The 11868-nt window shown below is 71.7% G+C and carries 8 protein-coding genes; 4 read left to right on the forward strand and 4 right to left on the reverse strand.

Annotated elements, in window-relative coordinates; genetic code table 11:
• Nucleotides 1-51: 51 nt before the first annotated feature.
• Nucleotides 52-1125: an LCP family protein gene (locus SA2016_RS15815; RefSeq protein ID WP_229710744.1), complete on the forward strand. Its 1074-nt coding sequence runs from the start codon at nt 52-54 to the stop codon at nt 1123-1125.
• A gap of 77 nt (nt 1126-1202) precedes the next feature.
• On the forward strand, nt 1203-1811 hold the full coding sequence (locus SA2016_RS15820) for an arsenate reductase/protein-tyrosine-phosphatase family protein (protein WP_066499892.1): 609 nt from the start codon (nt 1203-1205) through the stop codon (nt 1809-1811).
• A 52-nt stretch (nt 1812-1863) separates the two neighbouring features.
• Here the strand turns inward: SA2016_RS15820 and SA2016_RS15825 are convergent, their stop codons facing one another.
• Complete coding sequence (locus SA2016_RS15825; protein ID WP_141305708.1) at nt 1864-3624, reverse strand: tyrosine-protein kinase domain-containing protein; 1761 nt, start codon at nt 3622-3624, stop codon at nt 1864-1866.
• A gap of 151 nt (nt 3625-3775) precedes the next feature.
• Here SA2016_RS15825 and SA2016_RS15830 point away from each other — a divergent pair, with 151 nt between their 5' ends.
• Nucleotides 3776-6001 carry a S9 family peptidase gene (locus SA2016_RS15830; RefSeq protein ID WP_066499894.1) on the forward strand — a complete coding sequence of 742 codons (2226 nt, stop codon included), beginning with the start codon at nt 3776-3778 and terminating at the stop codon, nt 5999-6001.
• A 99-nt stretch (nt 6002-6100) separates the two neighbouring features.
• Here the strand turns inward: SA2016_RS15830 and SA2016_RS15835 are convergent, their stop codons facing one another.
• The 3 genes from SA2016_RS15835 to pta form a co-directional block, all read right to left on the reverse strand.
• The gene (locus SA2016_RS15835; protein ID WP_229710743.1) at nt 6101-7564 is read right to left on the reverse strand and encodes an amino acid permease; all 1464 of its coding nucleotides are present in this window, start codon (nt 7562-7564) and stop codon (nt 6101-6103) included.
• A gap of 193 nt (nt 7565-7757) precedes the next feature.
• On the reverse strand, nt 7758-8921 hold the full coding sequence (locus tag SA2016_RS15840; protein WP_066499896.1) for an acetate/propionate family kinase: 1164 nt from the start codon (nt 8919-8921) through the stop codon (nt 7758-7760).
• Between the two features lie 47 nt (nt 8922-8968).
• A complete protein-coding gene (gene pta, locus SA2016_RS15845) occupies nt 8969-11074 on the reverse strand; it encodes a phosphate acetyltransferase (protein WP_066499898.1) in 2106 nt (701 codons plus the stop codon).
• 170 nt (nt 11075-11244) lie between these two features.
• On the opposite strand from pta, the gene SA2016_RS15850 reads away from it, so the two are divergent.
• On the forward strand, nt 11245-11706 hold the full coding sequence (locus tag SA2016_RS15850; RefSeq protein ID WP_066499904.1) for a hotdog fold thioesterase: 462 nt from the start codon (nt 11245-11247) through the stop codon (nt 11704-11706).
• The last annotated feature ends 162 nt before the right edge of the window (nt 11707-11868 follow it).

Below are 11868 nucleotides of genomic sequence, written 5' to 3' on the forward strand. Positions count from 1 at the left end.
CTTCCCGCGACCCCCTGTCCGGGCCCGCGCGCCCGGCGCCAGCGTGGTGGCATGATGCCGACGACCAGCGATCCGGCCCTCCGCGCCGAGCCGGGCCCGAGGCGGCCGCATTCCCCGCGCCACGGCCGCCGCGGACGCGCGGTCCTCCTCATCGCGCTGGTCCTCGTCATCGCCGCCGGCGGCGCCGCCTTCGCGTACCTGGGGACGCTCGCGGCGACGTTCGACGCGTCGACGCAGAAGATCGCGGCAGCCTTCCCGCAGGATTCCGACCGCCCCGCGGCCACCCCGGCCGCGGACGGCAGGACGCCGATGAACATCCTGCTGGTCGGCAGCGACAGCCGCGGGGCCACGGCCTCCCCGGCCGAGTCCGGCGCGTCGTCCGACCAGCGCTCGGACACGATGCTGCTCGTGCACCTCCCGGCCGATCGGAAGAAGGCGTACATCATCTCGATCACGCGCGACACCTGGGTCCCCATCCCCGGGCACGGGAGTGCAAAGGTCAACGCGGCGCTCGCCTTCGGCGGCGTCCCGCTCATGGTCCAGACCGTCGAGTCCCTGCTCCACCAGCGCATCGACCATGTGGTCCTCGTCGACTTCGAGGGCTTCAAGGGCCTCACGGACGCCGTCGGCGGTGTCAGGGTCAATGTCCCGGCGCCCTTCACCGCGGGCCAGACCTCGGGCTACCGCTTCGGCGCCGGGCCCCAGACACTGGACGGGGACCAGGCCCTCGCCTTCGTCCGCGAGCGCTACGCGTTCCCCGACGGCGACTACCAGCGGGTCCGCGACCAGCAGATCTTCCTCAAGGCGCTCCTGGCCCCGCTCGCCAGGCCCGAGACCATCGCGAACCCCCTCACGGTGAGCCGGATGGTGGGCCAGTTCGCGCCCTACCTCACCGTGGACAGGGGCCTGGACGCGCGGGCCGTGGCGGCGCTCGCCCTCGAGGTGAAGGACCTCCGGCCCGCGGACATCGTGAGCTTCACCCTTCCGACGTCCGGGACCGGCACCTCCGCCGACGGCCAGTCCATCGTCGAGCTCGACCAAGGGGCCGCGGACGCCCTCGCCTCGGCCATGGCCCACGGCACGGTTGCCGAGTACCTGGCTGACCGGAACCTCCAGGGCAGCTGAGCCCCCGCCCCCCTGCGGGAGGCACAGGCGCCAGCCCCACTCAGGTGCCGCCGGGCGCCCGGTGCTAGCGTGATCCGGTGACGAGCGCCGACCGCCTGCGAATCCTGACCGTCTGCACCGGCAATGTCTGCCGCTCTCCGCTGGCTGAGCGCCTCCTCCAGACCGGGTTCGACGAGATCTGCCCGGACGCGGTGGAGGTCCGCAGCGCGGGAACCCATGCTCTGGTCGGGGCCGACGCCGAGCCCGGATCCCGGGCCATCGCCTCCGCTCTCGGGGCCTCGCTCGCCGGGTTCTCCGCCCGCCAGCTCACGACGCCGATGCTCACCGGGGCGGACCTGGTCCTGGCCATGTCCACCGAACACCGGGCGGTGATCCTCCAGCTCGCGCCGTCCGCCTTCCGTAAGACGTTCACGCTGCGCGAGTTCGCCCGGGTCCTCTCGGGCGCGGCGCTCGAGAAGGCCGAGGCAGCCAGCACGGCCTCAGTGCGGGAAGCATGGCTGGCCACGATCGCCGAGGCCGCGGGGCGCCGTCAGGCGGGGCCCGCTCCCGACGACGACATCACCGACCCGTTCCGTGAGGGCCCGGAGGTCTACCGGCGGATGGCGGAGGAGCTGGTGCCCGCGGTCGATGCAATCCTCACCGCCGGGGACTCTGTGCGCAGACGGAAGCACGCCGGAAGTCCCTGACTTCCGGCGTGCTGTGCCGTGGTGCTGTTCCGGGCGTGTCCCGGACGCGGCCTCAGAGGCCGCGGCGCCGGGAGCCGTAGGACTCGCGCACGCGGGCAGGAAGCCACACGCCGTCGTCCGCCGCGGATTCGTCAGCATCGGTGGAGTGCGCGCCCGGATCCTCGCCGTAGCCCGGCTGCGCCCACCCGGAGTGGCCGCGCGGCCCATCCGGCTGGTCGTGCTCGGCGGCGAGGCCCAGACGGTCCTGCCCCGGAGACGGCGCTCCGAAGCCGTGCGCCCCCTGGCTGTCCTCGTCGAACGGGCGGTCCCACCGCGACCCCGCGGCGTCGTCCGTCATCGACTGCCCGCTGCCCGACCAGTCCTCGGCCGACCCCGCGGACCCTCGCCGGCTCCGTGCCTCGCGGGGCTGCGCTGCGGGCTCGAGCGTCCGGTCCTCTGCGGGCGGCTCGCCGTAGCCGTATCGGCCGTAGTAGCCGCGGGCGCGCGCGTCGGCGCCCTTCGCGGGAATGCCGTTGAGGATGAGCCCGAGGACGCGGCCCTTGACGCGCTGCAGGTTGCCCAGCGCATGGGAGAGCTCGTCCACCTTGGTCCGGTTGGCCCGCACCAGCACGAGGGTGCCGTCCGCGGCGCGGGAGAGGACGGCGGCGTCAGTGAACGGGAGCAGCGGGGGCGCGTCCACGAGCACGAGCGCGTCCTGCGACAGGGTGGCCAGCAGGTTCCGCATGGCCTGGGACCCGAGGAGCTCGGAGGGGTTCGGCGGGATGTGCCCGGCGGCGAGGACGCGGACCAGGTCGTTGCGGTGCCACGTCTGCATCACGTCGTCGATGCGGGCACGTCCGGAGAGGATGTCGGTGACGCCGACGTCGCCGACGATGTCGAAGACGTTGTGGACGTTGGGGCGGCGCAGGTCCGCGTCGACCACGATGACGGGCTCCGCATCGGCCGCCAGGGTGGAGGCCAGGTTGGCGATCACCGTCGACTTGCCTTCGGAGGGCAGCGAGCTCGTGACGAGCACGATCCTGGGCTGGTGGTCCACGTCGATGAAGCGCAGGTTGGTGCGGAGCTCGCGCAGCGCCTCGCTCATGAACTGGTGGCCGCCGGTCCCCTCGAGGACGCTCGAGCCCTTCACCAGCACATCGTCGAGCGGAAGCGTTCCGATCACGGGGTAGCCGAAGCGCTCGGCCTCCTCGGAGGTACGGATCCGGCGGTCAACACGGTCGCGGATGAAGGCGTACGCGAGGCCCAGGAGCAGGCCTCCGACCACGCCGACGCCCAGCGCGAGGGTGAGCTTGGGCGAGACCGGCTCGGTGGGGACCATCGCGGTGACGAGCGGCACGACCTTCACGGCCGGGTTGCCCTTGGCGTTGGAATTGGCGTCCTTCTCGAGGTCGCTGACCTGGCTGGCCAGGGCCTTCACCCAGTCGTTGGCCACCTTCTGGGACTGGACCGGATCCTTGTCCCTCGCATCGATGCGGATCTCGGTGCCGTCCGTGGGCACCGTGACCGCCACGTTCCCGAGGAGGTCCTGGGCGGTCGTGGGCAGGCTGAGGTCGCTGATCACGCGGTCCGCGACCGACGCGGACTCGGCGACGGCCTTGTAGGACTTCGCCTTCGACTTGGCCAGGCTGTCCCCGGCGAGGGACCAGGAGAGGTTGTCGGCACCGGAGCTGATCACCATGCCGCTCGCCTCGGCCGAATAGATGCGCGGCTGGATGAGGTACCAGCCGAACGCGGCCACGGTGGACACCAGGACGAGCGCCACGATGCCCTTCCAGAACCGCCGTGCGATCCGCAGATAGTCCGTCAGTGACATCCCTTGTTCGGCGCTGAGGCCAGTGCCCTGCTCCACCCGCGTGTACCTCCCCAATGGTCATGGCGCTGGCGTGCGCACAGTCACGGAAATGGTACCGCACGAGCGGGTAGCCCCGCCGAGGACTGTCGGCGCCGCCAGCTAGGGTGGGGCCATGACTGAAGCCACCGTGCCGGAAGCCCCTGTCGCGAAGAAGGTGCCCTCGACGCGCGAGCACCACGGCGACGCCTTTGTGGACCCGTATGAATGGCTGCGCCAGAAGGACAACCCGGAGGTGGTCGCACACCTCGCAGCGGAGAACGCCTACACCGACGCCGTGACCGCCGGCCAGCAGCCCCTCCGCGATGCGATCTTCGAGGAGATCAAGCGCCGCACCCAGGAGACCGACCTCTCGGTGCCTGCCCGCAAGGACGGCTGGTGGTACTACGCGCGCACCGTGGAGGGCCAGCAGTACCCGATCTACTGCCGGGTCCGGGCGGACTCCGCCGGCGGACCGGCCCGCGGCGCCGTGGACGAGGGCACCCTGGACGCGTGGACGCCGCCGGCGGTGGTGCCCGGCACCGCGGTCCCCGGCGAGCAGGTGCTGCTGGATGGGAACGCCGAGGCCGAGGGCCACCCCTTCTTCGCGCTCGGCGGGGCGGCGGTCTCCCGCGACGGCACCCTGTACGCCTACTCGGTGGACACGGCCGGGGACGAGACCTTCACCCTGCGCGTGAAGGACCTCCGCACCGGGGAGCACCTGCCCGAGGTCATCGAGGGCGTGTTCTACGGCCTCGAGTTCGATCCTGACGGCTCGCGGCTGTTCTACATGGTCGCGGACGATTCGTGGCGGCCCTACCAGGTGCGCGTGCACGTGCTCGGCACGCCGCCGGAGCAGGACACGGTCCTGTACCAGGAGGACGATGTCGCGCAGTGGACCGGGATCGACCTCTCCTCGGACCGCCGCTGGCTCCTCGTGGGGATCGGCAACTCGGAGTACTCCGAGACCCGCATCCTCGACCTGGCCGATCCCGACGCCGCGCTCCGGCTCGTACTGGGCCGCGAGGAGCGCATCCTGCACTCGGCCGAGCCGTTCGAGCATGGGGGCCGCACGAGGCTGCTGCTCCTGCACGACGGGCGTCCGCAAGGGCCCGAGGGCTCGGCGCCGAACAGCATGCTCTCCCTCGTGGACCTGTCCGAGACGTCCAAGCCCCTCTCCGAACAGCGCTGGTCGACCCTCGTTCCGCATGACGAGCAGGTCAAGGTGGAGGGGGCGGACGTCTCCGCGACGCATCTCATCGTCACGCTGCGCAGGGACACCGTCACCACCGTCCGCTTCGCACCCCTTGCGGACGCCGTCGAGGCCGCGGACGCCGGCCGCACGCCGTCGTTCGTCGAGCCGCAGTTCGGCGAGGAGCTCTACACGGCGGGCGGCGGCGTCACCGAGCACGGCGCCCCGGTGGCCCGGCTGAGCTTCACCTCCTACGTCACTCCCCCGTGCGTCTACGACTACGTGCTGGCCACCGGCGAGCTGCTCCTGCGCAAGGAGACCCCCGTGCTCGGCGGGTATGACCCGGGCCAGTATGTGGCCGAGCGAGCCTGGGCGACGGCCGACGACGGCACTCGGGTCCCGCTGTCCGTGGTGCGGCGGGCGTCGGTCGAGCGGGACGGGACGAACCCGGCCCTCGTCTACGGGTACGGCTCGTACGAGGTGAGCATGGACCCGGCCTTCGCCATCGCCCGACTCAGCCTGCTGGACCGGGGCATCGTCTTCGTCGTCGCCCACGTGCGCGGCGGCGGCGAGCTGGGCCGGCACTGGTACGAGGACGGCAAGAAGCTGCACAAGCGGAACACGTTCACCGACTTCGTGGCCGCCACGGACTGGGTCGCGTCCTCCGGATGGGCGGACCCGGCACGGATCGCCTGCATGGGCGGCTCCGCCGGCGGCCTCCTCATCGGCGCGGTGCTGAACCTGGCCCCGGAGAAGTACGCCGCCGCGGTCGCGCAAGTGCCGTTCGTGGACGCCCTCACCACGATCCTCGACCCCGAGCTGCCGCTGTCGGCCCTCGAGTGGGAGGAGTGGGGCAACCCGATCGAGGACGCCGAGGTCTACGCCTACATGAAGTCCTACACCCCGTACGAGAACATCCGCCGGGCCCCGTATCCGAAGGTGGCCGCCGTGACGAGCTTCAACGACACGCGGGTGCTGTACGTCGAGCCGGCCAAGTGGGTGCAGGCACTGCGCGCGGCCACCACGTCGGGGCAGCCGATCGTGCTCAAGACCGAGATGGACGCCGGGCACGGCGGCGCGTCGGGACGCTACGAAGCGTGGAAGGAACGAGCCTGGGACTACGCGTTCATCGCGGACGCCCTCGGCGCCCGCGAGCTCCTCCCGCGATGATCCTGAAAGTCACCTCCTGAAGGCCACCTCCTGAAGGCCACCTCCTGGAGTCACATCAGGTGACCTCCAGAAGGTGGCCCCAGGTGGGCGTCGAGGACCTCAGGCGTTCGCGTCCGCGGTCTCCGCGTCGGTGTCCTCGGACGCGGGGGCCAGCGAGCCCTCGCGGCGCTTGACCAGAAGCCAGCCGAGCCAGAGGAGCAGCGCGATCACGGGGACGCTGAGGACCGTGTACAGGCCGATGGGGTACACCTCGCCGGTGGCCTTGTCCGTCATGGTGTCGAACGCGATGAGCACGGTGATCGCGGCCAGGGCGCCCAGGCCGAGCCAGCTCGTCCACGGCGAACCGGGCATGGGCAGGGTCGAGGCGGAGCCGCCCCGCTTCCTGCGCAGCATGAGCTGGCAGGCGAAGATGGAGCCCCAGGTGAAGATCACGCCGATCGAGGCAGTGTTGAGGGCGAGGTCGAAGGCGTGGGTCCCGCCAGCCCAGATGTTCACCAGGATGCCCACGAGGTAGACCGCGGCGATCGCGAGGATCGCGGCGTACGGCACCCGCCGCGAGGACATGCGGGTGAGCCAGTGCGGGGCGTGGCCGTTGTCCGCCATCGTGCGGAAGATCCGGCCGATCGAGTAGAGGCCGGTGTTGCACGAGCTGAGTGCGGCGGTGATGACCACGAGGTTCATGACGTCGCCGATCCAGCCCGCGCCGAGCTGGTCGAAGACAGTGACGAAGGGGCTGACCCCGGCCTTGTACTGGCCCGACGGGAGGAGCATGGCCAGCAGGAGCACGGACCCGACGTAGAAGACCACGATGCGCAGCACCACGGCGCGGATGGCGCGCGGCACCTCGCGCTGGGGGTCCTCCATCTCCCCGGCGGTGATGCCCACCAGCTCGATCGCGTTGTAGGCGAAGATCACGGCGTTGAGCACCAGGACCATGGCGAAGACGCCGTGCGGGAACATCCCCCCGTCGCCCGCCAGGAGGTTCGCGGGTGCGGCGCGGGTGGCGCCGATCTGGGTGTTGAGGACCACCATGACGGTCCCGGCGATGAGGAAGAGGCTGATGGCTCCGACCTTGAGCACGGACGCCCAGAACTCGAACTCGCCGAACGCCCTGACGCTCAGGAGATTCACGGCCACCAGCAGCACCAGGGCGCACACCGCCGAGACCTCGACGGGGACGTTGGGGAAGAAGTACTGGAAGTACAGGCCGATCGCGAGGAGTTCGGCGATGCCCGTCATGGCCCAGTTCACGAAGTACATCCAGCCGGAGAGGTACGCGCCCTTGGGGCCGAACATCTCCCCCGCGTAGCTCACGAACGAGCCCGAGGTCTGCCGGTACATGACCAGTTCGCCGAGCGCGCGCATGAGCAGGTACGCGATCGCGCCGGCGATCGCGTAGGAGAAGACGAGCGCGGGGCCGGTCGAGGCGAGGCGGCCGCCGGCTCCCATGAACAGGCCGACGCCGATGGCGCCGCCCATCGCGATCATCTGCACATGGCGGCGGGTGAGGGACTTCTGGTAGCCCTCCGCGGAGACGGCGGCGGGCGAGGAATGGTCGTGCACTGGCAAAGCGGTCCTTCGAGAGGCGTGCCCGCGCCGGCCGGCCCGGGCCGCCGTCCAGTGTAAGCACCCGCGGCGTGCCCCAGATCTGCGCTGTGGCGCAGGTCTCGTGTGGCGCGCGCCTCACCCACCGCGGTGACCTCGCGCTCCCACGGCGCGACCTGGTGCTCCCCCCCGGGTGAGCTCGCGGATCGGGCTAGCGGGGCACGGCGGCGCGGACGACGGCGGCCGTCGCCTCCGCGATCGCCCTCTCCTCGTCGGTGGGAACCACCAGCAGCTGGATGGCGGAATCGGGGGACGAGACCGTCCGGGGCTCCTTCGAGCGGACGGCGTTGAGGCCCTCGTCGAGCAGCACGCCGAGGGCGCCGAGGCGGGCGGCCACGCGGGCCCGGAACGCGGCGGAGTTCTCCCCGATCCCGGCGGTGAACACGATGGCCTTCGCCCCGCCGACCGCGACGTGGTAGCCGCCGATGTACTTCGCGAGCCGGTACGACGCCACGTCGAGGGCCACCTGCGCGCGCCGGTCCCCGCTCTCGGCGGCCTCCACGACGGTGCGCATGTCGTTCGAGCCCGCGAGCGCCTTGAGTCCGGACTCGCGGTTGAGGAGGTCGTCGATCTCGTCCGCACCGTGGCCCTGCCGGGCGAGGAACACGAGGATCGAGGGGTCGAGGTCGCCGGAGCGCGTGCCCATGACGAGGCCCTCGAGCGGGGTGAACCCCATGGACGTGTCGATGCTCTCCCCGCCCTGCACGGCTGTGGCGGACACGCCGTTGCCGAGGTGGAGCACCACGCCGTCGAACTCCTCCGGGGCGATCCCCAGGAGCTCGGCCGCACGCCCGGCGACGTACTGGTGCGAGGTGCCGTGGAAGCCGTAGCGGCGGATCCCATGGTGCGTGTACAGCCAGTTGGGCACGGCGTAGCGCCATGCGTGCTCGGGGATGGTGCGGTGGTAGGCCGTGTCGAAGACGGCCACCTGCGGCATCTCGGGCCACTTGGAGGCGATGGCGCGCAGGCCCAGCACGTTGGCGGGGTTGTGGAGCGGTGCGAGCGGATTGAGCCGCTCGATGGCGCGGGTGATCTCGTTGTTCACGAGGACCGGCTCCGAGAACCGCTCGCCCCCGTGGACCACGCGGTGCCCCACGGCGTCGACCGTGCGGTCGCCGAGCACGCGGTGCAGCTCGGCATCGACCTGGCCGAGCGCCTCGGCATGGTCCGCAGGACCGCCGTCGAACCCGATCCGCTCGATCAGCCCCTCGGCGAGGACCGCGGGCTCCGGCTCCCGGCCGCCGTCGGCCTCCCCGACGTCGCGGAGCTGGTACTTCAGGGAGGACGAGCCGGAGTTGATGACGAGGACGAGCACGCGGGACTCCTTCGGACGGGGCAGGACGGGGCGGACCTGGACTGGGGCTAGACGGCCTGGGCGGCGGGCTGGGCGGCGGCGCGGACGCTCTGGGCCTGGATGGCGGTGATGGCGACGGTGTTGACGATGTCCTCGACGGTGCAGCCGCGGGAGAGGTCGTTGACCGGCTTGCGCAGCCCCTGCAGGACGGGGCCGACGGCGACGGCCCCGGAGGACTGCTGGACCGCCTTGTAGGTGTTGTTGCCCGTGTTCAGGTCCGGGAAGATGAACACGGTCGCCTGCCCGGCGACGTCGGACCCGGGCAGCTTCGAGGCCGCGATGGAGGCGTCCACGGCGGCGTCGTACTGGATGGGCCCCTCCACGGCCAGGTCCGGGCGGTGGCCGCGGACCAGCTCGGTGGCGCGGCGGACCTTGTCCACGGCCTCCCCCGACCCCGAGAGCCCGGTCGAGTAGGAGAGCATCGCAACCCTCGGCTCGACGCCGAACTCGGCGGCCGTCTCCGCCGACGCCAGCGCGATGTCCGCGAGCTGCTCCTCGTTCGGCTCCGGGTTCACGGCGCAGTCCCCGTAGACGAGCACGCGGTCCGCCATGAGCATGAGGAACACCGAGGAGACGATCTTGACGCCGGGCTTGGTCTTGACGAATTCCAGCGCCGGCCGGATGGTGTGGGCTGTCGTGTGCGCGGCGCCGGAGACCATGCCGTCCTTGATCCCGAGCTGGACCATCATGGTGCCGAAGTAGCTCACATCGAGCATGACCTCGAGGGCCTTGGCGAGGTCGACGCCGCGGTGGGCGCGCAGCCGGGCGTACTCCTCGGCGAACCGCTCGCGCAGCGGCGACGAGGCCGGGTCCACCACGTCGATGCCCTCGAGCGGGACGCCGTTGGCGGCCGCGATCTCCCGGACCTGGCTCTCGTTGCCCAGGAGCGTCAGGTCGCACACGTCGCGGCGGTGGAGGATGTCCGCCGCCCGCAGGATGCGCACGTCCGTGCCCTCGGGCAGCACGATCCGCGTGCGCTGCGCGCGCGCCCGGCCGATGAGCTCGTGCAGGAAGCGCAGGGGCGTCATCGTGTCGGGGCGGGGCAGGTTGAGCCGCTCGACGAGCTCGTCGTCGTCCACGTGCCGGGCCCACGCCCCCAGGGCGGAGGCGACCTTGCGGCGGTGGCCTGTCCAGATCTCGCTGCGGACCTCGGAGACGGCGCGGGCGGCGCGGTAGGTGTCGCCCTCGTAGGCGAAGACCGGGAAGGGGGCCTGCGCGAGCAGCGGCAGGATGTGCGCATCCGGTGCGAGGCCGCCGGTGAGGATCATCGCCGCCGGCACGGGGAACTCGGGGGAGAACGTCGAGGCGAGGGCACCGACCATGACGTCGGCGCGGTCGCCGGGGACGATCACCAGGTCGCCGTTCTCGAGCGCGCCGATGAAGTTCGCCACGCTCATGGCCGCGACCTTCACGCCGCTGACCTCACGCTCCATGTCCGCGCTCCCGGCGATCTGCCGCAGCGCGAGCGCCCCCGAGACTTCCCCGGTGGTGGGCCGGGAGATCTCAGCGAGCTCGGGCAGCACGTACACCGGCCGGTGGGAGACCCCGGGCCGGATGGCGGCCCTGATCGCGTCCATCGCCTCGGGCTCGGCGCGGTTGACCATCATCACGAGGAGGCTGCAGCGGGCGGCATACAGCTCCTTGCGCGCCACGTCGACGGCGTCGGCGATCTCCTCCGGGGTGCGGTCCCGGCCGCTCACGACGGCGAGCATGGGGCAGCCGAGGTCATTGGAGAGGCGGGCGTTGAGGGCGAACTCGACAGCCGAGTCCTGCCCGGTCAGGTCGGTGCCCTCGACGATCACGATGTCCACACGGGAGGCGATCTCCGCAAAGACCTCGACGCAGCGCGCGTCGATCTCCTCGCGCTGGCCCTCGGCGAGGAGCCGACGGACCTCGCGGGCGGAGAGCCCGCCGCGGCACACCGCCGGGTCGAGGCCGAACCGCGAGCGCATGAGGGCCACCATGGGGTCGTCGTCCGGCTGCTCGGCCATCGCCACCGGCTTGAAGAATCCGATGCTCCCCGTGCGCGCGTGGAGGGCCTCGGCCACCCCGAGGGCGATGAGCGACTTCCCCGAGCCCGGGGTGGTGGCGCTGACGTAGATGCCTCGTGACATGTGGGCTCCTGTTCGGGTGCCGCCGGCCTGGTCAGGACCAGTCTTGCAGGTCGTCGGCACCCGCGCCCTGCCCCTCGGCGGCGGGTCTCGGGCGGTGTGCTCCTTGACACGTCCGGGGGTCATGGGATTACCTAATGAACATTCGGTAAAGAATTGCGAGAAGGTGCCCCATGAGCGAAGCTGCTCCCGCCCACACGCTGGCCCACCCGATCCTCACGGACGACTACGCGACGGAATGGATGGGCCTGTCGGTCCTCGACCTCGGGGACGGCACGGCCACCGTGTCCACGACACTGCGGCGGGAGATGCTCAACGGCTTCGGCATCGCCCACGGCGGGATGCTCTTCGCCATCGCCGACTCTGCCTTCGCCCTCGCGTGCAACCCGCACACGCCCGAGGAGGGCCACAACACCATCACGGTCGCCGCCGGCGTCGACGTGAACTTCCTCGCCCCCGCCCACGAGGGCGAGCTCATCACGGCCGTCGCCGCCCGCCGGGCCAACGCCGGCCGCAGCGGCCTCTACGACATCCAGGTCTTCGCCTCCCCCGCGGACACCCCCCACACGGCGGAGGCCCCCGGCCGCCTCGTGGTCGAGTTCCGCGGCCGGTCCCGGACCATCCCCCAGCGCTAGCCGGGCCGCTCGGCCCGGCGGCAGAGCACGACGGCGCGTGGCCGCCGTCGTGCGCCGCGGACCGCCGCTCCCCCCGCACCGACCCCGCCCCTCCCCAGCCGACAACGAAGTGAGCACCGCAGTGACCCAGACCGCATCCGCCCCCGAGACACCCACCGCCTC

The sequence above is a fragment of the Sinomonas atrocyanea genome, assembly GCF_001577305.1.
GTDB lineage: Bacteria > Actinomycetota > Actinomycetes > Actinomycetales > Micrococcaceae > Sinomonas > Sinomonas atrocyanea.

Coding starts and splice junctions, on each gene's coding strand:
- SA2016_RS15815 (WP_229710744.1), top strand. CDS start 52: ATGATGCCGACGACCAGCGATCCGGCCCTCCGCGCCGAGCCGGGCCCG.
- SA2016_RS15825 (WP_141305708.1), bottom strand. CDS start 3,624: ATGTCACTGACGGACTATCTGCGGATCGCACGGCGGTTCTGGAAGGGC.
- SA2016_RS15830 (WP_066499894.1), top strand. CDS start 3,776: ATGACTGAAGCCACCGTGCCGGAAGCCCCTGTCGCGAAGAAGGTGCCC.
- pta (WP_066499898.1), bottom strand. CDS start 11,074: ATGTCACGAGGCATCTACGTCAGCGCCACCACCCCGGGCTCGGGGAAG.
- SA2016_RS15850 (WP_066499904.1), top strand. CDS start 11,245: ATGAGCGAAGCTGCTCCCGCCCACACGCTGGCCCACCCGATCCTCACG.